Raw genomic sequence first — 26,138 nt, forward strand, 5'->3', positions numbered from 1 at the left:
GTGGCGGAACGACGTAAGGGTGAAGCGTTGGAGGCGGTGAGGGAGCCTATGCGAAGCAGGCCGAAGGCGAGGGGCTGGCAGGTCGCTGTGGCGAGCGCGGCGCTCGGCATGGCGGCGGCAGGGAGCAGCCTGGCGGGGGGATGCAGCTCGCCTTGCGAGCGGTCACAGACCTGCCCGCCGGAGGCGTCGGGCGCGACCGAGGGCGGCGGAGCGCCGTCGAGGTGCGTGCCGAGCGAGAGCGGGGCGCCGGTCGACGACGCGTGCGGGGTGTTCGTGACGGCGGGCGGCAACGACGGCGCGGAGGGGACGAAGGCGTCGCCGCTGGGAACGTTGGGGGCGGCGATCGCTCGGGCGCGGGAGAACGAGACGGCGCGAGTATATGCGTGCGCCGAGACATTCGAGGTCGAGGCGCCGGTGGAGATGCCGGCGGGGGTGACGTTCTACGGCGGGCTCGACTGCGCGCGCGGCTGGGCCTACGCGGGAGCGCCCGACGGCGTGAGGACGACGCTGACCGCGATCGAGGGCGTGATCCCGCTGGTGGTGCGGGGCGGCGAGGGCGTGGCGCGGATCGAGAATGCGGCCATCGTCGCGCGGAGCATCGACGCGAGCGATCCGGAGAAGCGCGGGCTGTCGTCGATCGCCGCCGTGGCGGAGGGGGTCGCGGTGGAGCTGGTGCGCTGCGCACTCGAGGCAGGCGACGCGGCGCCGGGGCAAGACGGCACGGCGCACGCGGAGGCGGCGCAGCGAGGGGGTGACGGGAGCGCGGGGAACGTGGCGTGCTCGGCGGAGATCGTCGTGCCGGCGAATGCTCCGGTGAATGCGTGCGGTGCGCCGGATGATCCGAGTGATGATTCGTTCGGCGGTGTGGGAGGTGTGGGGCTCCAGAGCAGTGGCGGCCCGGGCGGTCCCGGTAGTCCGGGGGACGGGATGAACGGCGGCGCCGGCGAGATCGCTGCGGCGTGCATGCCCGGAACCGCAGGCGACAACGGCAGCGACGGCGCGCCCGGCGCCGGCGCGCGCGGCGGTGGTGAGATCGCCGCGAGCGGCTACACGGGCGTCGCGGGCAGCGACGGCGCGCCCGGGACCACCGCGCGGGGCGGCGGCGGCGGAGGCGGCGCCAAGGGTGGTACCGCCGCGGGCCAGTGCTCGGCCGGCTCGGCGGGAGGCGCCAGCGGCGGCTCCGGCGGTGCGGGCGGCTGCGGTGGCTCCGGCGGAAGGGGCGGCGGCGCGGGCGGGTCGAGCATCGCGCTGCTGAGCCTCGATGCGACGCTCCTGTTGCAAGACGTGACGATCGTTACGGGACGCGGCGGGGACGGCGGCGCGGGCGGTCCTGGTCAGGACGGCGGCATGGCGGGCGCGGGTGGCCCTGGCGGCGGTGTGCCGGACGGCGCCACGGCGCTGCAGCCAGGCTGCGCCGGAGGCCCGGGCGGCACCGGCGGGCGTGGCGGCACCGGAGGTGGCGGGCTCGGCGGACACGCGCTCGGGATCGCGCACGTCGGCGCGGCGCCGCCGGCAGACGGCGTCACGTTCGCGGTGGGCCAGGCCGGCGCGGGCGGCGTCGGCGCGGACGCGGAGCACAGCGGCGCGCCGGGGAGGAAGGCCGACGCGATGGCGTTCGCGCAGAGCGAGAGGCGCTGAGCGCGCGTGGCTGAAGGCTGAGCGGAGCAGACGGCGAGGCTCGCGGTGACGGCGCTCGAAGCGGCTCGGCTCGGAGATTCGATCGGGCACAGTAGCGCGTGGTCGGGTCTGTTGACCGGCGCCGTCGTGGGCGTCGCGATGGCGGCGACGGTCGTGGCCGTCGTGGGCACCGGCGGCGTGGCCGCGGTGTTCATCGGGGCGGGCATCGCGGCGGCGGGCGCGGGCGGCGGGCTCGCGGGCGCGTACATCGGCGAGCTCATTCCTGGCGACATCAAGGGCACGGTGGCCACGGGCTCGCCCGATACATTCTTCGGCAGGGAGCGCCGCAGCGCTGTGCGCGCCGGGCTCGACATCGTCGCGTGCGCCGACCACGGCGTGGTGCGCGTCGCGCAGGGCAGCGCGACGACGTTCGTCAACGGCAAGCCGCTGGCGCGCAGCAGCGAGAAGATCGAGTGCGGCGCGATCCTGCGCGAGGGGATCGCGACCGTGATCATCGGCGGCGACACGGCGCTGGCGCCGGGCATGGCGGTGGCGGACGAAGTGCCGCCGTGGGTGAAGACGACGCTCACGGTGGTGATGTGGGGCGGCGCGATCGTGGCGACCGGTGGCGCCGCCGCCGCGGTGGGCTGGGGCGCTGCGCTCGCCGGGTTCGGCGGCTCGGTCGCAGGCGGCGCGGGGCTCGGCTGGGCCGGCGGCAAGGTCGGCCGGCACTATGGCGGCGAGCTCGGCGCGCGCATCGGCGAGGTGATCGGCGGGACGGTCGGGAGCGTGGCCGGCGGCATGATCGGCGGGCTGCTAGGCTCGCGCCTGGGCCAGCAGCCAGCGCCGCGTCGGCGCGGCTACCCGGGGCCGTCGGAGAGGAGCGATGCGGCGATGGACAGGGTGTTCAGCGCCATGGAGCAGGCGGGCGTCGGCAAGAAAAAGGCGGTCGGGGTGGTCGTCGACCGCGACGGGAACGTGACCGTCGCCGTATCTGGGAAACCGCCGCAGACACAGAAGATCTACGATCGCATCCGCCCACATTTGCCGCCTGACTACAAACTCGCTGGACCATCGCAGGTTCCGCTCGAGCCTGTGCCGCGTCCGGACGGGACATCATTTCGAGGAGGCGCCGATTGTGTCGAGCCCAAATTGAGTCCGAGCCTACGGCAGGATCCCGAGGGGATGACCGTGCGACGGTGGGGCAACCCCACCAAAAATGACCAATTTACCGAAGCCGGCAGCCGTGACATCAATCCGTGTGAGAGCTGCGTGTACAACGAAAATCTCGTCGCCAATGAACCACGTGCACCGGCGCCTCCTCCACCGATCGCCCCGCCGCTCGTGATCCCATCTCCGACTGAAGCCCAATAGACGGCGGCCCGTTGACCACCACCGGAAGCATAGCGCCATGAGAAGCTACATCGAGTACGCCAGCAGATTCGACCCGGCCATGTCCTCGCGCATCCGCGGCGCCACGCAGGACGAAATGAGAAGACTCGAATTGGTGTCCGGGCATCCTCTCCCGCCCGACCACCGCGATTTCCTCGCCTTGATGGGACATGGGGACGACGGGATCATCAGCGACGATGAGCTGAGCACGGACGTCTCCGATATCATCTCCTTCTACGAGGAGAACGTCGCAAGGGGCGAAGACAGTGTTCCAGACGACTGCATCCTATTCGGCGTCGACGGCGTCATCGTCGAGCAGGTATTTCTTGAGCGTGAACCACCAGGGCGCGTCTTCTTCAGCTCTGACGGTCAAAAGGATGGCTTGTGGGCCGGGTCATTGGAGAAGCTCCTCTGCAAGCACGCGTACATGCGGTACCGGCCTAGGCAGCTGCAATACTCCGCGACCTACACAACGGCAAACCCCAGGCCTTCGCTCGATGCTGTTCGTGCCGAGGCGCTTCGAATGGGATTTGCCACTCAATGGTTTTCTGACGCAATCACGTTCTGTGGCGAGAGATCCGGAATTGTTATAATCGTCAATCAGTTTGAGCGCCAAGGTCTGTTGTTGCGCGTCGCCGCGTCGAGCCCTGAACCGTTGTACGCGCTAGTTGAGCGCATCGCCGAAGCTGCTGCTGTCGACCTCAAAATTTTTCCTGAGTGACACAAGTCGTGCTGATCGATGTCGCAGCGAGGGCACCATGCTCTACTTGGAGCTGCTCGGTTCGATGTGGTGCATGACATTGCTCTACGCATCGCGGAGGCTACTGGGGTGTCGCTGAAGCTGGCCACCCGAGCCCGGACCTGAACGTGGCCGCGGCGCCACGGAAGAAGCAAAGCAGTAGCACAAATGGAAGCACTCCGAGCAAACGGAACCGCACTGTCCTGCGCGGTCTGATAATCGGACTCCTCGTCCGTCATATCGAAGCCCGCCAGAGGATCGAAGCGTATCCCGTCCGGCTAGGGACAACCGGGTACGGATTGTCCGACGCTCGGCTCAGCGTCACAAAGCAAAGACCGGAAGGACTGAATTTGAGTTCGGAGACGTTTGGGATCACGTCGGAGATGGGCTCTCGTGACTCGAAGCCCCAGAGCTGAACGCCGAGCTCGGCCACCGCGGCGAACAAGCCAGTTTCACCGCCGTGCTCCAAGGCAAGAACCTCTCCGGCCTGCACGGGACGGGTGTCGACTCGATGAGGCGGATCGAGCTCCCACCATTCGATCCGATCCGGATGGCGGTATGCCGCGACGAGTCGTTCCCCTGTGGCGTCGATGGCGATGCCCACGACGTCGTCATCCCACTGCGTGGGGTCGAGCGCGCCCGCGGACCAAGTTCGGGGATTGTCCATGTCCTGCAGGTCCGACCAGCGAAGTTTCCCGGTGGTCGGTTCGAGACCAAGCAGCCATGGCTCCCGCGGATGCCATGCGCAGATGTTCGCGTCTCCTTGCATTTTGTACCAGCGCCACGAGCCCGTATCGAAGACGACCACACTATCGGCACAGACCACGAGCCGAGATGCGTCGGGAGAGAACGCTATGCGAGGGTAATACTGGCCCCAGCCATACGACACCAGCCGTGGGCCGCCCTCGCCGTGCAGCGGGCATGCGAGGAGGACCATGTCGTGCGTGTTGACCGCGGCCACTCCGGCCTCGCGCGAGACCGCCAGCCGCGGATACCCGCCGCTCGCCGGGCTCGCCACCGCCGTACCGAGCGCACGCGATACAGGGCCCAAAATCTGGTCAGCAGCAAACACCAGCTCGGCCTTTTGTATCCGCGGTTCCACCGCAACACGCCACAGCTCGGCCGACGGCGTGGTCACGAGAAGGGTATCCTCGTCCCAGAACGCCACGTCCACCGCATCTACCTCGAAGGACAGCGCTCGCACGCGCTCGATCTTCATCGTCGGCGCTCCTCCGCCCGCCCAACGGCTGGGGCTGCTAGGTAAGGCTCGGAGGGTTCTCCCTCGACGGTGGCGGCCTCATAAATATGCGGATTCATGCGCGCTGCTCCTACTCAGGGAAGCGAAGCGTTTTAACGGCGATGCCATCTTCTCCCGATGTCGTACTGCTGTCATTGTTCCAGCTGATGCCGCCCTTGCCCGGCGGTCCAATCTCGAAGGTGACCCCCTCCAGCGTGAGCTGGTCCTCTTCGCGGTAGGCGATGCCGATCGAGTCGCCGCCGCGTCCCGGGCCGCCGAAACCGCCCTCGCCACCGTAGCCGCCCGACCCCCCGCCACACGACCAGGTGCCGTCCCCGACGGCGCCCCCCGGCGCTCCTCGGCCGCCTGGTCCACCGCGCTCCGGCGGGCCGCCGTCGCCCCCCGGTCCCCCGCCGCGCGCCGTGATCAAGCTGTCGCGCACGGTGAGCTTCGCCGCGTGGAGCGCGACGATCCCGATGCTCGGGTGCCCGTTCGCGCCCCCTCGTCCGCCTCGTCCGCCGCAGCCGCCGGCGCCTCCGGAGCCGCCGCCGGCGCCTCCCTTGGAGGCCACGCCGCACACGGCGAGCCCACCGCGACGGCCGCCGCCTCCGCCGCCACCTTGACCGGGCATGCCCCTGCCGCCCTCGCCTGCCGTGTCGCCTTCCCACCCCGTCTCGCTGATACGCCCGATGCCCTCGCCGCCCGCCCCCACCGTGCCCAGGGCTCCGGAACTCCCGGGAGACCCGCCATGGCAGCCCATGTTTTCCCGGTCCGCATGACCGCCGCGCCCTGAGTTCGTGGGGTCCGGCGTCGGGGCCGGGGCGCCGGCTTCGCCATCCTCGGCGCCGTCGGGCAGCCCATCGCCGCCCTTGCCGCCGGTGCTCGGCGCGCCGCCCTCACAGGGGTTCACCACCGCCGGACCCCCGGCGACGGTGGCGGCGGTGCACGCGTCCCCGCCGTACAGCCCGTCGGGCCCGGTCGCTGCTCGGTTCGGCCAGGGCCACTCCTCGCCATCAGGGCCACTCGGTCCGTAGTCGGCCAGAATCTCGCTCCGGACGATCTCGACGGCCGTGCCCGTCTCGATGAGCATCGAGATCGGCCCTTCCCCGTCCAGGAACATGTCGGCGAGCGTCGATACGCCGTCCGCGGCCCCCGTATCGCTCGGGCTCGCCGGTTCGACGAACACCAGCGGACCGGCGTAGTGCGTGCTTGCGCTGTCCAGTGTGGATACCTTCCTGCTGTCGTCGCGGCCCCAGTGCCGACAGTGGAAGCCTCCCAGGAGATCGACGCCAGAAGGTAATCGAACGTACTGGTGGAAGTTATCGTTGCAAATGAACACGCGCCCTCGTCCGGTGCGCGCCATGTTGATGGCGCGCTGAACGGAGAACACAGGTTTCGCCTTCGTTCCGGGGTTGCTGTCGTCGCCGAGCCCGTAGAACCCGGCGACGAACACGCCGCAACCATCGTCGAGGATATCGGCGGCGATATGCTCCAGGCAGACCGCTTCCGGCGGCTCATCGCCTTGGCACGAGGCGCCATCGCAGGGCTGTCCGCCAGCGTCGCCTGGACCGGGAGCAGTCCCGCAGCCGATCGCCCACGGTGACAACATGAGGGAGAGCGCTGCAACGGTCGTCTTTCTCATCCGAGTCTCCTGTCGTGGTCGCCGGCACAGGGCGTTTCATTGCGGCGGCTCCGGGGCGGGGGCATCGAACCGATACCAAAACTCGGAGCGTCCTGGAGCTCCCTGGCTCCTCTCGTCCGCCGAGGCTGCGTTGCCGGCGAGCCCGCCCTCGCCGCCGCTGCCTTGGGTGACGATCGCATCCGAGGCAAGTGTCACAGTGGCGGCTATCGACGCAATCCCGAACGAGTGGCCGCCGAGGCCGCCACCGGCATCGCCCCCACGGCCACCGTCGCCCCCATACCCACCACTGCACGCGTCCCACATCTCGGTTCCACTCAAGCCTTTGCCCGGCCAACCGCCATGTTCCCCGGCGCCGCCCGGTTGGCCCGTTCCGCCGACCCCACCGCGGCCCCCATTGCCCGCGACGACCTCGCTGTCCTCGACGGTGAGGACGCTCCCCTGCAGGGCAACAATCCCAACGCTCGCGCCACCGTAGCCGCCGCCCTTGCCTTCCAAGCCACCGCAGCCGCCGCCGCCCCCGGAGCCACCGGCCGCGCCGCCCTGCGGCTGACCTGCGCGACAGGCCACCATGGGACCGCGCGCCTTGCTGCCGCCTCCGCCGCCCCCGCCCTGGCCGACGCCACCCTTCTTTCCGTCGTCACCCCGAACGCCGATCCAACCGTCGAAATCGAGGTAACCTACGCCAACCGCGCCGGCAGCACGACCACCGTCGTCACCCTTGGCTCCGTCTTCACCCGGCCTGCATCTCTCACTCGCCGCACCGGCCCCTCCAAGGCCTTTGCCTTCGGGATTGTCCGCGGGGACTGGCAATCCTGACGTCCCATCGCCGCCTCCATCGATCCTACCATGGCCACCAGTTCCCCCCGTCGACTTGATGCCATCGCCACAATCGGTCACTTCCGGTAGGGCTCCCCTCACGACATCCGCCGTGCAGGCGTTCGCGCCGTCGTTGCCCATAGCACCGTTGTTCGCACGGTACGCGGGCGCGTCCTCTCCCGCTTCCCCGTCCTTGCCGTCGTCGGCCTGAACCTCGCTCGAACGCACGATCGCCCTGGCGCCGGAGCTCAAGATCACCGCGATCGACGACTTGCCATCCCTCGCGGAGGCATGAGCTGCCACGACGCGCACGCCGAAGATCATAGAGGTGGCGTCCGTCGCGTCCTCCTCTGCCGCGAGAACGCGCAGCGGGATGCCTGCCGGCGGCGCGATGGTGGTCAACTGATTGGGCCCTCCGAACGCCCCCCGGTAAGACCAATCGCCGCCATCGCAGAGGCGCCCGCCCCAGAGATCGACGCCCGAGGGCAGCGTGATCGCTTCCTCGAACTCCCCGCCGCACGCGTACACGCGCCGGGTCGGCGTCTCGCCGTTGCCTCGCCCGGTCGCGGCGAGCCCGACGGCGTGCTGCAGGGTCTTCACCGGCGCGCCCTTCGTGCCGAGATCGCTGTCGTCGCCGCTCTCGCTGACGAACACCCCGCACTGGTCGAGTGCCGGCCCGGTCTCGGGCTGCCCCTCGCACGGTCCGGGCGGCGGCTCCGGATCGGCGGCGCACGCATACACCTCCCAGCAGGCATCGGTGTAGGTACACGCCGTCAGCGTGCTTGCGCTCAACGCCCAGAGCGCGAGCACCACGAGGGACGTCCCGATGCACCGGCCTTCCTGTGAACGCGTCTCTACGGCTCCCGGTCTCCTCACCACAGCCCCTCGATCCTCACGCCCATCCCTTGCCCAATCGCAGCGGGCGAGACGTGGATCTGCTCCTGAGCCGGCGTGCGTCCCAGGAAGGAGAAGTCCGTGAGGAAGGACGCGACGGTTGCCGCCCCGATGACGCCACCCGCGATGACCAAGGCTGTGCCCACGGCTCCGGAGAGGTTGCGCTCGTCTCTCAGGCGGAGCAGGTCAGCGCACGCAGAGTGTCGTGGCGCTTGCCAGCACATGGACGAGCTCGTCGAGGGGTCTCTGTTCAGCCCGTCACGCCGCTCGCTCAGGTCGCCGTCAAGCCTGCTGGCCCGGATCATCAGGACGCTGCCTGCCGAAGCAGTCGCCGTCGTGACGACGATCCCCGCGATACGCAGTGTCCCAGGCCACGAAGCCCACGGGCTGCGGGCCTGCGTCCGAACAGCGGGCGTAGCGCTCGGCACCCGGGGTGCTCCCTTCGGTGCGGCGGCCGCCACCTCCCTGGTGCTGCTTGAGGAACGCGACAACTGCATCGACATTTGGTGCTGTTTTCCCGGCACGGCTGTGAACACCTGGAAAGACTCCTCGCGTCCAGGCGCTTGCGCCCGCACCATGTGTTCTCCGGAGTCGAAGAACAGCTTGTGAGTCCGCGCGGTCCTGCCTACGAGCTTGCCATCGACAACCACCTCGGCGTCCGGCGGATCGACCGCGAGCAAGAGCGTCGCGACGTGCTTCGTTGCCTTCCGCAACCCTTCCTCGAAGCGCAGCTGGAGCCCCACAGAAAGCGCCTCGCGCTGCTCAAGGCTCCATGCGAGGTGCTCGGCCGCGTCGCGGTACTTGCTCAACGCAAGCGCGCAGAGCCCGAGCTCCCCGGCAATCTCCGCGCGCTCTTGCTCCGTGTTCGTCGCTGGCACCATTGCCTCCAGGGCTGCCTTATAGGCGTCATAGGCGTCGCTCCACCTTGCCTCTGCACGAGCTCTCTTCCCGGCGCGTACAAGGTCCTTCACTGTCGAACTATCGCTTCGTCGTGGCGTCGCATGGATGCCCTGAGCGCTGGCCGGGCTCGCAAGGCCGGTGGCGGCTCCAAGCAAACAAATCGACAGTGAAAGTGGAACGCAACGCATATGGCGAGGGTACATACGCCATCTTCGCCGCGTCAACCCTCAGAAATTCCCGTCAAAGGACCTTTGGCCGAGAAAGAGCAGACCGACACTGCAATGCATCGGCGAGTTCCGTCGCGACGGTCTATAGAGCCACAGCACGCGCACACACACTCACATTATCTTACAAAATTTAACCGCCTGTGCATTTTCCTGAACCCGGCAGGGCAGCTCAGGTGTGCTACCGCCGTGGCCAAGCCATCGGACCGCACCACCAGCTTCGACCTCCTCCGGCGCCTGGCGATCCGTCGCGGTGTCCCGGCGCGCGACGCGGAGGACGTTGCGCAAGAGGCACTGCTGCGGGGCCTGGAAGCGGGTCGGCGGATCGAACCGGGAGGGGATCCGGCGCCCTACCACGTCACGATCGCCCTCAACCAGGCGCGCAATCGTGTGCGCGACGCGGTCCGCCGAGGCGAGGTTCTGACGTCCTTCGACGAACGGGAGCCCCATGGAGGGTGCCCCACGCCGGAAGACCTGCTCCGCCTGCGGCAGCGGGCAGAGCTCCTGCGGCGCCTGATCGCGCAGGTCGACCCCGAGTACCGCGACCTCCTCATCCGGCACGATCTCGAGGAGACGCCGCTTGTGGAGATCGCGGCCGAGCTCGGGCTCAACGTCAACACGGTGAAGACGCAATACCGGCGCGCGCGCGAGGAATTGGACGCGCAGAAACGACGGAGGGACGCGCAGCAGGATTCTCACGGCTGGGACAAGGACGCATGCGTGCCGGTGGCGCTTGCCTTCGGGCTCCGCGATCGCACGTCGTGGGCGGCCACGCTGCGCCGCTTGTGGGTGAGAATCTTCGTGCAGGGTGCGTTCGTCGTTCTGGCGGGCGCGCTCGTCTCCGCGGTGCCGCGCGTGCCCAGCCCGGAATCGTGGCTGCGGCCAGCGGCGGTCCACTCGCCTGAAACCGCGTCCGCCGCCCAGGACGTCGCGACGCCCGCCGTACCAGACGGCGCCGCCATCGCGGCGCATGCGATCTCATGGTCGGCGGGACATGGCAACGCGGACGCCGCGTTCGTAGTGAGCAGCGCGCCGGCCTCCGCGGTGACGACAGTTCCCCGTCCCGCCTCGTCGGGGAGCGCCGTGCGCCCGTCCGCCAGGGAGCGAGCGAGGAACCTGGTCAATCAGGCCCGGAGGGCCATCGAGGCCAACACCGTCCTCGGTTACCTCGAGGCACGCCGGCTGCTTGAGGCCCACGCGCAGGAGTTTTCGCGAGGGGAATTCGCTGCGGAGCGCGAAGCGCTACTCAAGCAGATTCGTTGAACCGTCGGCCGTCCACTCACAGCTAACAGGCGATAACTCCGGTGGTGTCTTCGACAGCACAAGGCCGAGATCCGTCTTGCATCGGGCAAGGATGCCCACGTCCGGGAGGAGGAACACATGGTGGAAGTGCTGGGTGTGATGTGGCTCATCTCGCCGATCGTTCTCGCGATGATGGCCTGTGTTGCGATCGGGTTCGCGGTGACCGCGCGCGAAGCGCTGGGCCGCGAGCGAGGGCTCCGCGAGGCACGCGAGCAGGCGCATGAGGATGATGAGCTGGCCCTCACCGAAGCGAAGGAAAGGGCAGAGCGGGAGCTGGAGCGACACCGGCGCCTGCTGGACTGCCATGTGGACGCGGTCGTCGCGGCGACGACAGGAGCGCGCGCGCGCCCCGTTCCATGGCCAGGCGGGGTCCTCGAATCGTTCTGTGCAACGATCCCCTCGTGGCAGCGAAAGCTGGCCGAGAGCACCGGGCTAGAACGACTGGAGCTGGAACGGCTGCTGAGCAGCGATCACCCGATGACGCCGGGCCTCGCGCGGCAGCTGGAAGCCTTCACGGGCACGCCTGCGCGCTACTGGGAGCGCCTATGGCGTCTGCACGATGACTACCGGACGGACGCGGAGGATACGGTGGTGATCCAGCTCGGTGAGCCCACCAGCAAGCGCGAACGCCCGGCGCGTGCGGCGGCGTCCTCAGCGTCAAGCCCGACGTCGACGAGTCCGGGCGCGATTCCCCCGCGTGCGCCTGATGTTCCCCCGCCTGTGGTACCGCCTTCCGATCAGGCTGCCAAGAGCTCACGGGCCAAGCTCCCGGCGCCCCCTCCGCCGCGACTTCGCGCACCGCTCCCTGCTCGCACGATGTCGGGAGCTGAGTTCGCGTGTCGCGCTGCCGCGCTGACGAGCTTTCCGGTACAGCGCGACGACGGCGGCTCCAGCCTGGCACGAGGCTCCGATTGGGAGGAGGTCGAGCGATCCCCATTGAACACGACGCTTCCAGGCGTAGGTAGTCATGAACATGTATAAACCTGAGTCGTGCTCGGGGCTCCGGAGCGTGGCGCCGCGCTCGAGCTGATCTTGGCTGGGGTGTCGCATGTCTGCTTCGGCTGAGTCGGCCGCAGTCGACTCTACGGCATCAGCGGCTCGTTATCATAGAACGGGAGATTCCCAGGGGGATGAGGCCATGTATCATCTGCCGAATGATGGCGAGCGCGCCGCTGCGCACACCCGCTTGTTCTGCCCGATGCTGGTTCGTGCCGTGCTGCGCTGGTTGGAGCGGCTGGGGGTCCCACGGTGCCATCGTGGCGACGTCGCAGGCCAAGTCTGGGTGAACGCCTGCGAGAGCTGGCCAAGGTTCGATCCGAAGCGCGGCAGACCTGAACGCTGGTTGAACGCGATCGCCGTACACGTTGCCGCGCGCTACCACGAGCGTGCACGGCATCGCAGGGAGGAGCTGGTCGATGTGATCGAGGTGCTCGATCCAGCGCCGGACGCTGCTGCTATGATGGAGTCCGACAACATCAGGGCCGGCACCCTCGACGCGGTGAACGAGCTTGATCCTGATCTGCGATTTGTTCTCGTGGCACACGACCTGAACGGGCTCTCGATGGCCCAGATTGCCCAAGACGTTGGGGTGCCTCTCTCTACGATCTATAAGCGGCGCACAAGGGCCATCGGCGCGCTGCGCGACATCATCGGGCTTCGGATAACCATAGAAGACCTCGCCCGGAGAGTGGAACCGCAATGAACATCAAAAGCCTGGTTGTTCACCTTCGGCGCAACTTGGACGACCACGAGGCCGCGCGAACGGCTGGACGAGCTGCTGCCCGACCCCTCCGCGAAATCGTCGCGCGCTGCTCCGACCGCCGGCGACGCCGACGCGACCTGAACAACGCGAGCCTCGGTCGGCGACGCTGGCAGAGGCCGCCTCGCCGGGCCCCCTTTCAGGACCGCCCGTGCCGCGCGGCATCGAGGACCGACACCGCCGCGCGCTCAGCATCGTCGACCCCGGCGAGAGCCGCAAGGGGCCATGCCCATGGTGATGGCCGGGTGGTTACAGTGCGAGGTTCCTGCCGGCGAGGTCGGCACGCGCGGAGGCTCCGCATGTGCCGGAGGCGCCGGCTACGGTGCGCGTCGCCGCGTCGGCCACGGTGCGTGTCGCCGCGCCAGCCACGCGCGAGTAGGCCGCGCCGCCGGCGCCGCTGCCCATCGCGCCGTAGGCCGCAACGGCTCGTGCACCCAGGCGTACGCCCGCGCCGGCCGCGCCACCGGCACCTCCGCTGGCGCCGCAGGCCGCAGCGGCTCGTGCGCCCGGGCGTACGCCCGCGCCGGCCGCGCCACCGGCACCTCCGCTCGCACCGCCGCCCGCGGCCGCGCCGATGCCGCGGCGCGGCGACGCGGCGCCTCCCGCGATCACCACCGCGCAGCAGCCGGGCACGCCGGAGCCCCTGAGCGCAGCGCTGCCCGCGGCCACGGGGCTGGCGCTGCTGTGCAACGCGCGTCCGCCGCGCCGGGTCGTCTGCTGTGCACCGAGGCGCGCAGGCGCGGCGCCGCGCGTCGCGCCACCGACTCTCCTCCTGATCCAGCGATCTCGCCGGCCACCGCGCGCTTCCCGCGCGCTCTCTCGACGAGCCTGACGGGCCCGAGTCGCTCGGGGGGAGGAAAGAGCAAAACAATTGGAGGATGTCAAGGGCGAGCCGCCATGCTCACTCAGGTGCCAGAAGGTTCCTCAGGCGCTCCGCCTCCCTCCTAGAAAAGTGATGCTATATCAACAGCTTATCCATGCGTCGAAGGCGCCGCGTTCACTCCACAGCCTGCGGGTAACCCGTCGCCGCCGCTGTGCCCAGATCCATGGGGATGTGTTAAGATACGCCCATGCCACGAGACCGCACATCCCAGCTGCGGCGGCGGGTGGAGCAGCTTCCTGGTACACCCTGGGCGCCGCCGCGATGCACTAGGACGGGCCTAGACTGCGCTGGAGAACGCTGTTGAAGACCACGGCGACAGCCTCGGAAGAAAAGCGCGCGCTCCTGGCGAACGTCGCAGCCCGGGATCGCCGCCTGGCCGAAACACTCGCACATCTCGCCCCTGAGCACTTGATCCACATCCTGGCGAACGCGAGCGCGCATGCGCGCAGCGCTGTCATCGAGCACTCCCACTTGGGAGCACGCTGGAAGCGGCGGCGCCTGCAGCCGATCGACAACGCGCTGGGGGCAATCGTCGTCGATGTGCAGCGCCAGATGCCCGCGCGCTCGGGGCGACCGCCGTTCATCGCCTCGAGGCTCCTCGAGAGCTGGTGGGGTCGCTGTGCCCTCCGTCACTTCGGCTCCACGTCACTACCGATCAGCCTCGATTCCATCCGGATGGAAATGCGGCTGTGGCGCGTGATGCGCTTTCTGAAACAAGGCGATCCGGCGACCCAGGAGAGCATCCGCCAGCGGGCCGGGGAGTTGAAGGGATCTTCGGCTCTCCTCGACCGACTCTTCGCTCAGCTGCTGCTGGATGATGATACCTCATCGGAGGAAGCTACCGCCGATAGCCAGGCGCAGCACGTCACGGCGCTGCCGATGCTGGCAGGTGCCGGAGCGATCGAGGCAACTGCGATGGGCGCACCGAGCACGCCGGAGGAGCAGGAAGCGCACCTCGACCTGAACGCGAACAACGGGTCCCCGAGTGCAACCTCGATGCCAACCCAGGAACAAGAAGCCGGCGTCACGCCCCAGGCCCCTCAAGCCTCGCCAGTCGACCGCGGTCCGAGCGAGCCAGCGCCGGCTGCGTCATCGTCGCCGCCGCTGGAAGCAGCCCACGCCAGCCCGGGGGGGGCCGGAGCGGCCCCGAGCCAGCCCCCCTCCGACAGCCTCGCCCGCCTTCACGGCGCGTTGGCGCGGTACCGCGAGACGAAGTCGTCCTGCGCCTCTCTTCTGGAGCATGGCAGGCATGAAGCACTCGCTGCGGCTGCCCTGATCGCGGCGCAGGCACGCCACCACGTCCTCGCGCGGCTCGCGGACATTGAGCACGAACTCGCGCCGTACGACCTTCGGCTACCTGCGTTCCAGGAATCACAGATCGCGACGGAGGCAGACGTCCAGGATACCGTGGACCAGGTTGCCGCGCTGCTCCGGGAAGCCACGGCCATCGAGGCACGCAGGCTCGAGAAGGAGGTTGCCAGGTTCCGTGCCGAGTTCGATGGGCTGGGTCTCGACCCTCCACCCGAGCTCACCGCGATCACCTCTCGCGAAGCCCTCGCGCAATTCAGCGCTGCATGGAGCGAGCTCCTGGTGGAGGAGAGGGCCTTCCGCGAGGTCCTCTCGGAGCCGGAGGCAACCCCGCGCGCGCTCGGCGCGATCCCACCCCACTCCAGGCTACGCGTCTACAGCCGCATCGCGTCTGTGCGTGCCTCAAGGGCGCAGGCGGCTGCATTGCGGTGCCTGTGCCTTGATGAGCCCGCGGTGGCGGCTGCGCCGACCGCGGCTCTGCAGCTATCGTGTCAGCTTGCTGGCCTGCTGCTCGACGAGGGCGTGCCCGTGCCCTTGGAGGCCTGGCAGACGATCGCCCGGCTCAGCCCGGGTGACGTGGTGGACACGCTGGCGAACACCGGGCTTCTGGATCGCGTCGGCAGAGCACCGGAGTTGCTGGTCAACGACACGGAGCTGCAGCAGATCCTGTCGACACACCGTGTACGCCTCCCGGCCGGGCTCCGCCGCGCCCTCGAACGCCTGGAGATGGCCACCCTTCCGCCCGAGCAGCAGGTCCGGCGGCTGGCGGCGCTGGCGCTCGAGCCGGACGCCGACGACTGGAATCTCGAGGCCCTTGTCAACCAGCTGGTCCAGGCAGGACAATTCCGTGAAGCACTGCTCCTGGCGGTGCTGCTGGTGCGCCTCGGCCGCACGATCGCGCCGACGGGTCCAGTCAAGCGCGCCTTGCTCCTCGTCCTCATCGAATCGGCGGCTGACCGAGCCTCCGTTGATATCGCGCGGGTGCTGATCGACGACGGGCTGTGGCTGACACACTCCAACGACGACCTCGTCGTCCTCCTGTACCTCGCCGCCCGGACAGGAACCCGTGAGTGGTACGACATGGCACGCTATACGCGTCAAGCCGCATTCGAGTCGGCCTCTCTCATCCGACCCGCGTTGGTCCATCACCTCGAGTCCGAGATACTCACGGATTCGCAGCCGGAGGAGCATACCGCGCGGCGCGACCAGCTCGCGCAGGCGCGACAGGCGCTCGCCGACTGGGATCACGACATCCAGAAGAGGTCCTGCTACTCCGGCTGGGACTTCTACGCAACCAAGTATCAGGTGGTGTTCCGGGCCCGCCTCACGGAGGCGATGTCACGGATCGAGGATCGCCAGCCCGTCCAGCTGCTCTCCGCCGAGGAGCTCTTGAAGGAGGCTTCGCAGGGGCTGCCGGTGGTCGAGGGCGACGGCCGCAAAGCCATGCTCCAGTACTTGGAGAAGCAGATTGACAGGCTGAAGGTGATATCCGGCGTCATCCAGTATATCGACAGAGGATCCACCCTCCGGGAGGCGCTCGGCGCGATCGGGCGTCGCGCCCGGGAGACGCTCTCGCAGGAGGCCGCTCACAGCCGCGAAAACCTGGTGCTGTCCCGCGTCTACCAGCGCGTCATCGAGGCGATCGATGGACCGTGACATCCTTGAACTGCTCACACCGGAGGACACCTGCACGCTGGCGGGGCTCGATCCCTGGCTGTTCCGCCCGCGGGAGCCCGAGCGGGACGAGGGATGGCTCCTGGGCCTGCTTGAGGTGCTCGCCGGCCAGCGGACGTGGGAAGGCCTCATCACGACGGCCCTGGTGGCCTCGCGCGACGCAGAGGCGCTGCGGTACGCGGCGCGCGCCGAGGCGAACGGCGTGTCATTGACGGAGCCCATGCGCGAGTGGCTCGACAGCCGCTGGCGGGCACTGCACCTGACGCACAGGAGAGCCATCGACGCGGCGCACGACCTGCTTGCCCAGGTCAACCCGCACGCCCCCATGGCGCTCGCGATGGCCGGCGAGGTCCAGCAGGAGATCGAGGGACTGCAGATACCGGGTCTCCGCCCGCCCACGCTGGAAGATCTCGATCGCGCGCTGAAGGCCGAAAGCCGGCTGCAGGCGCTGCAGGAGGATCTCAAGATCCTGGTCGGTGAGTCTGACGCGGAAGCACGGCAGAACCGCGACGAGGTGAGAGTGTTCGGGCAGAGCGCCCTGGATCGGCTGTTCAAGGTGCTCATGGCGCAGGAGCGCGCCTCACGGGCGCCTGAGGCGCAGCTGTTCCGGGCGCTCCCCGACCTCATCCTCTGCAATAAGACCGAGGTCCTCAAGCGCATCGCGGATCCCGGCGTCCCCCTGGACGATCTTGCGTTGCAAGTGGAGGCGGCTGCGTACCTTCCGACCGCCGTGCCGCCTCTCTCGCACCGCAGCCCTGGCGCGCGGCGCAAGCAAGCGCCCCAGGCGGCAGTGCCCGCCGAGATCGCGCTATCGGCCACCTCCGCTGCGTACGTCAAGGTCATCAAGTCCACTGGGAGGGGGATCGAGAGCGCGAAGGACCTTCAGCAGCTGACGAGCCGGATCCGCGCGGTGCCGGATCTGGACGATGCCGCCTCGATGTGGCTGAGCGTCTGCGGCGTCACCGCGGACCGGAGCCTATCGCTGCTCGCGCTGGGGCAAGGGCTGCTCGCCGCCGGCTGCAGCAAGCTCGAGCAGCGCAACTACCGGCTGGCGATCGAGCTCTTGCGCGACGCCCTGCTGGGCCTCGCCGAGAGCAGGCACGACGCGGCCGAAGACGCGCTGGAGCGGGCCGTGTTCTCGCTCATCGCCGCGAAGACATGGCCCAAGTACCTCGCGGTATCGACCGGTGAGCGGTCCCGGCGCCGCATCCAGGACTGGCTCGAGCGGCCGGATCCCATGCTCCGCTGGATCCAGGAGAACGGGCACATCGATTCGATCGCGAACATCTGGGCGGATCTGGATCCTGGCCCCGCCCCCGATCGGCTCCTCGACATCATCCAGGCGCATTTCGAGGCTTCCGGTGAATTTCTCCGCGCCTGCGCGGCGGCAGCGATCTCGGCCTTCCGGCTGAAGGCAAACACGAACCGATCCATCGAGCAGGTGCGCTCCTTGCTCGCCGGGGCTCGGCCTTCCGACGAACTCCTCCGCGCGCTCGACACGCTCGCCAACGAGCTGCCGGACGCCATTAAGGCGAAGTCGAGCACGGCTGCGCGCAGCATGGTAAAGGCGCAGCTTCAGATCATCCGCAGCGAGCTCGACGGCTCACCCAGGGACAGCTCCACGCCGGTCGACGAGATCGCGGAGCACCTCCCCGCCACGATCGAGCGACTCCTCGGGGATCTTCCGGCGATGGATCCGGATGCGTCGATCCTTCCCCTGGTAAAGGTCATATACCCCAGGGAGCGCAGCTCCGGGATCGATCTCCCTCTCCTCGTCAGCAATAAGGGCGCGGCCCCTGTCGAGGACCTCGCCATCTCGGTCTCGGGCCCCGATTGGGGTGATCTCGGCATCAGCATGGGCGGCCAGCCGCAAGCCGAGCAGTTCATCGGCACGCTCGATCCTGACACCAGCGAGCAGGTCACGTTCCCCTTGGACGTCCCGGCCGAGCTGGTGAACCGGATCACCGAGTTCAAGGTCAGTACGGTCCTCCAGAGCGGCAGGAAGATCGTCCGCGACAGGGAGTTTTCGGTCGCCATCCGCCCGCGCGACCGGCGCAGCTCATACAGCCCCTTCAGCGCCGGCAGCGCGGTCACCGGCGCCCAGTTCATCGGCAGGATGAAAGAGCTGAACCGGCTCGTGGGCGCCTTGACGGGCGATCAGCCGGTGACGCCGCTCGTGGTCGGGATACGGCGCATCGGCAAGACAAGCCTGCTTAAGAAGATGATGGAGAGTCCGGAGATTGAGCGCCGATACCTGTCGGTATACTGGAGCGTTGATGATCGCCCTGACTCCGACTCGACGGTGCAGTTCTTCATCGATCTGTGCAAGAAGGTCGTCGATCAGCTCCCGAAGGAGGCGCGCGCCCAGCTTCCCTTCAGCCGGGATGAGTTTCGACGCGAGCCTTACTCTGCGTTCGAGGCGTTCACTGACTCGCTGGGCCGATTGGGGCTACACAGGAACGTGCTCCTCGTCATCGACGAGTTTGACAGGCTGCTCCAGCTCGTCCGAAAGAGCACCGAGCAGCAGGCCGGTGATCGGGCGTCCCAACCTCACGAGGTCTTTCAGCCGCAGGTGCTCGCCGCACTCCGCAAGGTCATCATGAAGGACGGCCCGCTCCGGATGGTCTTCGCGGGGCTCCCGAGCATCTTGAGCGCCCACTATGAAGACCGGCTCTTCGGGACTCTCGATGCGATCGAACTCCGCGAGTTCTCCGAGGAGGAGGCCGCGACCGTGATCGACGAGGCCAGGGACGTCTTCACGGTCACGCCTCAGGCGCGGGAGAAAATACTCTCCGCGACCGGGCTACAACCCTATCTGTTGCAGCTCCTCTGCCATCACCTCTTCAGCCGGATGGTGTTCTCCGGACGGGACCTCGTCGCTCCGCTTGACGTTGATCACATCATCGAGGAGGACCTGCTGCCTCACGAGAGCTACTTCGCCGACTATGTCCGTTTGGTAGGTGACTACGACTATATCCTGCGGGCCGTCGCGATCGCGCAGCGCGAGGTGATCCAGCGTCGGAAGTACGTCTCCATCAACGAGATCGTGCGGGTGCTCCAGCAGCAAGGGTATAATGTCTCCGCCCAGCAAGCCAGGGACGCGCTGCAGACGCTCCACACGGCCGGTCGCCCCCTGGTGGTGCGCGCGCCCAATGACATGACCCGCTTCCGCTTGGTCATCGGCCTGCTGGGCGACTACCTCATCCGCATGGGGAGAGCATGAGCGGCACCGATAGTGATGCGGCGCTGGAGGTGCTCTCGCGACTCTCGGTCAGGGATCGGATGACCGAGTTCTGTTACTTTGTCGGTCGCCAGCAGACGATACACAGCCTGATCGGCTGCGCCATGGGTCCCAGCAAGCGCAGCGCCGTGTGGATACACGGCCCACGGCGCCTGGGCAAGTCCTCGCTCGCGGCGCGCCTCGCCAGCATCGCGGAGACCAACGGCACGCTCGTCGTGTGGGTCGACGCGGGCGACATCGCCTCCAACGATTTCGAAGGGCTGCTGGATCGCACAGCTGCTCGCGCATCCAGGCATATCGAGCTGGAGGAGGAATCCCCCAGGGAGAGGTTTGAGTCGCTTGCAGCCAGGAGCAGCGATCAACCTGTTCTGGTTGTCTTTGACGAGTTTGATCACATAGCGTCCAACCTCGACACGCCTAGGCAGGCGTTCCTAAGGAGGCTGAAGTCCGAGAACGATCTCTTCTGCTACATCTTCGTGACGCGCCTGGACCCAGCGCTGATCATGGAGGAGGTTCCAGATCACAACTCGCGGCTCTCCGCGATATGCAACCACCACCGGATCAAGCCGATCGCAGAGGCTGATGTACACGAGCTGTGCAGGCGGGTCGGCAACGACCTGAGGATCCCGGAGGCCACCGCGTGGGCCAGGCTCATCTTCCAGGCTGTTGGCGGTTACTCCTATGCTGTGACCTGGCTCGTGAAGGAGATCTCGGTGGAGGCGCAGGATCGAGCGCTGGACGCCGAGGCTGTCCGTGAGATCGTGGAGAGCCGCCGACGAGAGGTCGATGCTGACCTGCGATACTACTGGGGCGATCTGCGGTCTGGAACGCGATCCCTGCTCCTGCACGGCAGCGCAGATCGGGCGGGGGCGCTCTACAGCGAAGATGCGCGCGCCGATGGCTACCTCGCGGACAAGCAGGTCATCCGACCGGCGTGGCTGGTCGAGGTCGGGAAGGACGTCGGGCTCGCTCCCCGCGAGAGCTTCCCCACTGCGCACCGGGCCGCGACCGCCCCCGTCGAGCACATCCAGCGGCTGATTCATGCCATCAACAGCCACCTCGAGCGCCGCGGGCTTCCTCCCGGCTTCGAGCTCCCTGGCGAGAAGCTCCGGTACTTCCTGTTCACCCGCGCGGACGTCTCGATAACAGTCCTAGCCACCGCCGTGGAGCACCTGTGCCGGATCATGATCGACGGTTCGCGCAGCATCGACGGGCGGTGCTGGCGTCTTCCTACCGCGCTGGCCGAGGTGCTCGAGCAGAGCGAGTCCTACCGCGCGCTCCTCTTGCTGCGCGGCGCCCTCGCCGGCTCCGGGGCAGCCCCGCGCCCGGGGCCCAAGGGGGGTGAAGAGGAGGTCCGCGAGGTTTACGCGCGGCTCTCGGGGGTCAGCTCGCCGAGCACGCGCGAGCACTGGGGCGCCCTGCTGCGAGGGCTGCTCGACCGCATCATCGCCACCCTAGAGGCCATGGAGAGGATCTCGCGCGACGGCCAGCTTCGTGGCCCCGTGCGGATCGCGTACCAGTGCGCGGACGCTGACTGGGACCTGCTCGAGGAGCTCGATAGACACCTCGCGGAGCTGAAGCGCGACGGCCACGTCGAGGTCATGCACGAGCGTCAGTTCCAGCCCGGAGCGAACCGCGAAGAGGAACGCGAGCGCCAGGCGCAGCGCGCAGAGCTGATACTCGTCCTGTTGAGCGCCAGCTACCTCAGCTCCGACTCGTACGACTGGCTATTGAACAAGGAGCGCTCCATCATCATGATCCTAATCCGTGCGATCGAGAGTGGTGCGCCAAGCTTGCGGAAGCACCAAATGCTGCCCAGGAACAGAACCCCGGTCAGCTCACGGGAGAACCGGGACGAGGCATGGTCGGAGATCGTGGGGGAGCTGCGCAGCGTGATCGCAGGGATGCGAAAGCTCGAGGGCGTGTAAGACCATTCGGCAAGGCAGCCAATCGCCACACTCAGGCCATGATCCGCCGCGCCCCCGAGGCGTCGCCGGGCTCGGCGGCGATGTCCAGCCCGGCGAGCGCCGTGGCCGTGGCGAACACGCCCTCCTCGGCGCTCGACTGCGCCCACGCGGACAGATCGAGCAGGCTCCCGCCGGCCGGCCACCCATCCGACGCGATGAGGATCCCGCCCGAGGCTGGCGAGATGTTCAGTCAGATCAACGCGGCGGACTTAGATCGGACCGGAGCTCGACGCGGGTCTGGAGAGCCACGTCACATCATCCATACCTTGAAGGGGTTGTCCTTCAGCGGCGCCCTGGGACTGATCCAATCCGGAGCCTCTTTGAGATCCACCACCCCGGCGCTGTGGTGGATCTACGGCGGCGCTTTCGTGATCCACCGAGCGCGGCGCGCACATGGATCTCGACCGCGACAGGCTGGTCATACCCCGCACCTTTCTGCGAGGTTTGCACTGACCAATCAGTCGCAGTTGGGCGGCCGAGACCCCGAGGCGCCACCACGTCTCCGGCGAGACGGCGCTCCCACTCGCCTCGGGGTCGAGGGCGCAACCGCGCGGCGCACAGGCGTTCTCAGCGAGACAGCGGTCCTGCCGCGCGGCGTGGCGTTCGTCCACTCGCTCAGGTTGCCACGTGGCAACCGCCGCGCGCCCTGCTGCGGCGCTCTCGCGAGATCCACCTTGTTCGGCGGGTCGTCGTGGACGGTGCACGCAGCATGCCGGGTTCGCGGCGCGCGCCCCAAGTGGATCACGAAAGCGCCGCAGGCGGCGCCCTCAGGTGGCGGCGCGGTGGATCAGCTGGGCGCCGCGGGGTGGATCAGAGGGAGGGCGCCGCTGAAGGGTTGTCCTCGCGCTGGCTGGGGATGAAGCCGAGCGAGTACCGTGAGCGCAGCGCGATCGCGGGTGGAATCGACGGCATCCACATGAGCGACCCGGTGGCACATCCTTGGTTCCGGAGCCGCTGCACCGAGGCCGAGGTGGAGGTGCACGCCCGAACTCATGCGCTGTTCCCAATGGCTTCGTCGACGAGCGTCTCGATTCCCTTCGCGGCCATCGCCCGAAGAAAGGCGAGCGCATCTGCGGCGACACGGTGTCGCTCCGGCGCGTGCTGGTCCAGCACGTCGGCGCTGGGGGACTGGAACGTCATCCGGTGTCCATCGGAGAGAGCACTCCGCACCCGCTCGAGCGGCATCGAGCACAAGGAGGTAGGAGCGGAGAAGGCGAGGCAGCGCCGCGCCGAACATCATCGTCCCCTCCGCTCGCGCTCGCGGGCGAGGTCGAGGACGTCGGCCGCAGCCTCGCCCTGCCATGGCATCGACGCTCCGAGCAGCCGTCCGATCGCCTCGTGCGCGACCCGCGCCGTCTCTACATCGCCGGCTACAATGGCCGCCCGCAGCCCCTCCCCGAGCTGGGCAAGCAGCGTCGCCCTAACCGACGCCCCCCTCACCCCCACCCCCTCCCCGCAGCGCTCTCCCCCCGCCCCGCTCCCCCCGATCGAATCGCCACGCGCCCCCTCCGAATCGTCACACCCCCGCTCCAACCGCGTCGATCCGTCGCCACCCCCCTCCGATTTCCCCGGCAATTTCGCCGGTTCGCCCCCGTTCCCCCGCCCCAGAGCGCCTTTTAAATCCACCGCGTCTGCCATTTCGCCACGGGGCCAAGATGTTGATATTACTTTGATTTTTACTTTTGGGAGCCCACGCTCGCCTTCGTCTGTGCCGTTTCCTGTGCCGTTTCCGGCGAGCTCGGGGATCGCCTGGGCGAGGGAAGCTAGCTCGCCAAGGCCCAGCTCTGCAAACGTCCTGGCGGCTCGGCGGGATCTCTGGATCATCACGCTCGATCGATGGCCGGTTCTCTCGGCCCCCCAGGTCTCGCTGCGGCCGTTCGCCAGGGCGACTGTGATGAACGTTGAGCGCGTGTCGTGGGCGCGGACCTGCTGACGCGCGTCAGAGTCCTCGAAGAGCTCTGGACGGTCGATACCGGCGAGTTGGAGATGGGAGCGAAGTCGCTCGGCGGCGTGCTCGACGCTGAAGCGTTCGCCGTCTTCGATGACGAAGAGCGGGGCGGATGGTGATGGGTCGCCGCGGAGCGCGAGCCAGGCGCGCAGCGCCTGTGGCACGCCGGGCGAGAGTGCCCATGCGCGTGGGTCGTTCGTCTTGTTCTTCTCGAGGCGCAGCGCACCGCGATCGAGGTCGACGTCCTGCACCTGGAGGCGCGCCGCTTCGCTGATACGCGGGCCCTCGCGGTTCAGGAAGCCCCAGAGGACGCGCCGGCACAGCGGGATCGCGGTGCTGGCAAGCAGGCGCGCGTCCTCGTCGGGGTAGAGACAGGCTTTCACCTTCGCGGGGCCGAGCTTCGGGAGGAAGCCGCGGGGGAGCGGGTTCGTCGCGAGGAGACGGCACGGGAAGACGGCCATCGCCATGAGCCGGTGGAGAAGCTGCGCGATGTGGCGACGCGACGCGGGGGACATCGGCGGGAGCGCACGCATGACACGCTCGGCGTCGTCAAGCGTGAAGGCCGCGACGGGGACGTGGCCGGCGATCGGGTAGATGTGGCGGTCGAAGCGGTAGACGTCCTGCTCCACGCTGCGCTTTGGCTTGACGTGGTCGGGGTACATGCGAGCGAGCTCGCCCGAGGTCCAGAGCTGGCCGAACTGCTGGATGCTGACCTGCTTCGGCACCGAGCTGCCGCCGGGGATGACCTTCGCTTGTGCGCCGCCCTTGCAGATGACGTCGACCGCCGCGATGACGTCGCGTAGCGCCCTGCCCTCGTGTACCGCCGCACGCTCTAGGAGCGCGACGATCGCGTCGCGCGTGGCGTTGCCCGAGGCGCGCAGCCGCACGGCCAGGTCGGCGACGAGCTCCTTGCGCTGCTCGGCCTGCTCCTCGGTCAGCTTGGGGTCGAGAGGGATGCTCTCCCGGTCGTTATCGCCGACGAGGACGCGGACGTAGAGCCGCCCAGCGTCGTTGCGGAAGAGCGAGCCGGTGGGCTTGCGGGACATGGTGCCCCATGTTCTACCGCGATTCGCGGCCGCGCTCATGCCTGGGGCAGCCCGCCGGCATGAGGGCCATCAGGCCTACCACACGGAACCCCGGCCGTGCTCGGCGTCATTCATTGCGCGCTCTGCAACCGGAAGGAGGCGTCCTGCATCGCATTGAGTCAGCCGAGGAACGCCACACGCGCGACGAACCACAGCTTCCAGACGCATCCCTGGGAGCAGGAAGCCGGGCTCACGGACAGTTTGGCGGAGGCGGAGCTATCCGGAGGCCGATGGGATAGCGAGGGTGTAGAGGCGCAGGGCATCCGGGTTAGCGTTGGCGAGGGCGGTGACTGAGGCGACGATTGTAGATGACCATTACGATCCGCAGACTCTGGCCATGATCTCGCCGCCGGCTGAAGGGCTCGCGTCTGAGTCCGGATCGTCACCGTTTCAAGCGCGGCGCGCGGCCTTGTTTCTCTAACCGCTCGTCGTCGCCCCATGAGTCAGCGTCGCTGTCAAGCACGTATGGCATCCTCCTCACCCAGCCTCCGCCTGACGCGCCAAGGTCCACGCTCAGATCCAGAGCTCTGCGAAGGTGTCCTCGTTCATTCGCATGCCCTGGATCCGGCCGTAGTCGATTGGCTGCCTCCGCTCGATGAACCACGGCAGCTCCAGTTCCGGCCAGTCCTGCGGCGTGTCGGGGCCCCGGGTGTGAAGCTGCGCGCGCTGCGCATAAACTTCATGATCAAAATCGGCCGCCTGCGGAACATCGCCTTGGTGCATGTGGCGCGTCGGAAAAAAGAGGCGGTTATAACGGCTCCTGAAGCGGAACGCGAAGGGGTGAAGTCTGTGTTCGCCGGGGGCAAACTGGTAGACCACGAAGGCGTGATCGGGATAATATGCGCCCATCATCTCGACGACGGGCGGCCTCCGCCACGGCATAAACCGTGAGGCGCCCAGCGCGAAGCGCCTGCTCAGCTTCGTAAAGTGGTGAATGTCCGGCACGATCGAGGCCTCGAACGAGCCTACCCGTACCACGGCGAGCTCGCGCGGTGGCGACAGGGTGACGCCGCCCCTTACCATGCCCTGGGAGATCTCGTCGAGGTGGGTGAAGAACCTAGGGTACGCCGAGAGGTCGATCAGCTCGATCGCGTCCGCAGTCCCCGGCTTCAGCGGAATGGGCAGGACCATGGCGTTCTTGACCCTGGTCCTGACCGAAGCCGAGTAGACCAAGACCTGCCAATCGCCCGACATCGAGGCGAAGATGCGCGTGCCTCCAACGTTCTCCACGGGGGCTGCAAACATGCACATAGTAGGTGTCTAGCACACCGGTCAGGGCACGCGGGGGGCGCCGTGTTGCTCCGCCGGGCCGCGGAGCTCGACGCCACCGGCCGGCCGGCGGCGAGACCCGCCTGGGAGAAACTCCCTGTCGCATCGCGGGGTTGAGTGTTCTGGAAAGCGCCGCTGAGGGGCTGAAATGGGGGTTGCAAAGGGCTCGATTGGGTAATTTCGCGCGCTGTCGGCGCCGCGCCCGGAGGCGACACGGACGGGACGCCAAGGTAGGCACGTC

General features: G+C 68.2%; 16 protein-coding genes. 9 read left to right on the top strand and 7 right to left on the bottom strand.

Translation table 11 applies throughout. The features are described from left to right. Positions 1-48 precede the first annotated feature (48 nt). The 3 genes from WMF46_RS32455 to WMF46_RS32465 all read left to right on the top strand — a co-directional run bounded on the left by WMF46_RS32455 (position 49) and on the right by WMF46_RS32465 (position 3,730). Complete coding sequence (locus WMF46_RS32455) at positions 49-1,638, top strand: PGRS family protein (protein WP_437980746.1); 1,590 nt, start codon at positions 49-51, stop codon at positions 1,636-1,638. Between the two features lie 111 nt (positions 1,639-1,749). Beyond that, entirely contained in the window at positions 1,750-2,991 is a 1,242-nt protein-coding gene (locus WMF46_RS32460) for a PAAR domain-containing protein (protein WP_437980747.1), read from the top strand. Between the two features lie 37 nt (positions 2,992-3,028). After that, positions 3,029-3,730 (top strand): hypothetical protein, encoded by a 702-nt coding sequence (locus WMF46_RS32465; protein WP_437980748.1) that lies wholly within the window; start codon positions 3,029-3,031, stop codon positions 3,728-3,730. Positions 3,731-3,983: 253 nt separating this feature from the next. Here WMF46_RS32465 and WMF46_RS32470 read toward each other — a convergent pair whose 3' ends face one another. The 4 genes from WMF46_RS32470 to WMF46_RS32485 form a co-directional block, all read right to left on the bottom strand. After that, the gene (locus WMF46_RS32470; RefSeq protein ID WP_437980749.1) at positions 3,984-4,967 is read right to left on the bottom strand and encodes a hypothetical protein; all 984 of its coding nucleotides are present in this window, start codon (positions 4,965-4,967) and stop codon (positions 3,984-3,986) included. 109 nt (positions 4,968-5,076) lie between these two features. Beyond that, positions 5,077-6,627, bottom strand: coding sequence for a hypothetical protein (locus WMF46_RS32475; protein ID WP_437980750.1), 1,551 nt, complete (start codon positions 6,625-6,627; stop codon positions 5,077-5,079). A 36-nt stretch (positions 6,628-6,663) separates the two neighbouring features. Further along, positions 6,664-8,256, bottom strand: coding sequence for a hypothetical protein (locus tag WMF46_RS32480; protein ID WP_437980751.1), 1,593 nt, complete (start codon positions 8,254-8,256; stop codon positions 6,664-6,666). 59 nt (positions 8,257-8,315) lie between these two features. Further along, the gene (locus WMF46_RS32485) at positions 8,316-9,308 is read right to left on the bottom strand and encodes a hypothetical protein (RefSeq protein ID WP_437980752.1); all 993 of its coding nucleotides are present in this window, start codon (positions 9,306-9,308) and stop codon (positions 8,316-8,318) included. 342 nt (positions 9,309-9,650) lie between these two features. On the opposite strand from WMF46_RS32485, the gene WMF46_RS32490 reads away from it, so the two are divergent. The 6 genes from WMF46_RS32490 (at position 9,651) to WMF46_RS32515 (ending at position 21,556) form a co-directional block, all read left to right on the top strand. Then, positions 9,651-10,724 carry an RNA polymerase sigma factor gene (locus tag WMF46_RS32490; RefSeq protein ID WP_437980753.1) on the top strand — a complete coding sequence of 358 codons (1,074 nt, stop codon included), beginning with the start codon at positions 9,651-9,653 and terminating at the stop codon, positions 10,722-10,724. Between the two features lie 117 nt (positions 10,725-10,841). Continuing rightward, on the top strand, positions 10,842-11,744 hold the full coding sequence (locus tag WMF46_RS32495; protein ID WP_437980754.1) for a helix-turn-helix transcriptional regulator: 903 nt from the start codon (positions 10,842-10,844) through the stop codon (positions 11,742-11,744). A 157-nt stretch (positions 11,745-11,901) separates the two neighbouring features. After that, positions 11,902-12,465, top strand: coding sequence for a sigma-70 family RNA polymerase sigma factor (locus tag WMF46_RS32500; protein WP_437980755.1), 564 nt, complete (start codon positions 11,902-11,904; stop codon positions 12,463-12,465). A gap of 1,240 nt (positions 12,466-13,705) precedes the next feature. Next, positions 13,706-16,369 (top strand): hypothetical protein, encoded by a 2,664-nt coding sequence (locus tag WMF46_RS32505; protein WP_437980756.1) that lies wholly within the window; start codon positions 13,706-13,708, stop codon positions 16,367-16,369. Next, entirely contained in the window at positions 16,359-19,610 is a 3,252-nt protein-coding gene (locus WMF46_RS32510; RefSeq protein WP_437980757.1) for an AAA family ATPase, read from the top strand. The genes WMF46_RS32505 and WMF46_RS32510 overlap by 11 nt, the downstream gene beginning before the upstream one ends. Further along, positions 19,607-21,556, top strand: a complete 1,950-nt coding sequence (locus WMF46_RS32515) for a hypothetical protein (RefSeq protein WP_437980758.1) — start codon at positions 19,607-19,609, stop codon at positions 21,554-21,556. Before WMF46_RS32510 ends, WMF46_RS32515 begins: the two co-directional genes overlap by 4 nt. A 1,029-nt stretch (positions 21,557-22,585) precedes the next feature. Here WMF46_RS32515 and WMF46_RS32520 read toward each other — a convergent pair. The 3 genes from WMF46_RS32520 to WMF46_RS32530 form a co-directional block, all read right to left on the bottom strand. Next, positions 22,586-22,735: a hypothetical protein gene (locus tag WMF46_RS32520; protein ID WP_437980759.1), complete on the bottom strand. Its 150-nt coding sequence runs from the start codon at positions 22,733-22,735 to the stop codon at positions 22,586-22,588. A gap of 96 nt (positions 22,736-22,831) precedes the next feature. Further along, positions 22,832-24,589: a tyrosine-type recombinase/integrase gene (locus tag WMF46_RS32525; protein WP_437980760.1), complete on the bottom strand. Its 1,758-nt coding sequence runs from the start codon at positions 24,587-24,589 to the stop codon at positions 22,832-22,834. Positions 24,590-25,141: 552 nt separating this feature from the next. Continuing rightward, positions 25,142-25,858: a hypothetical protein gene (locus WMF46_RS32530; RefSeq protein ID WP_437980761.1), complete on the bottom strand. Its 717-nt coding sequence runs from the start codon at positions 25,856-25,858 to the stop codon at positions 25,142-25,144. Between the last annotated feature and the right edge of the window lie 280 nt (positions 25,859-26,138).

It is taken from the genome of Sorangium sp. So ce117, from assembly GCF_051524395.1.
GTDB classification, from domain to species: domain Bacteria; phylum Myxococcota_A; class Polyangia; order Polyangiales; family Polyangiaceae; genus Sorangium; species Sorangium cellulosum_B.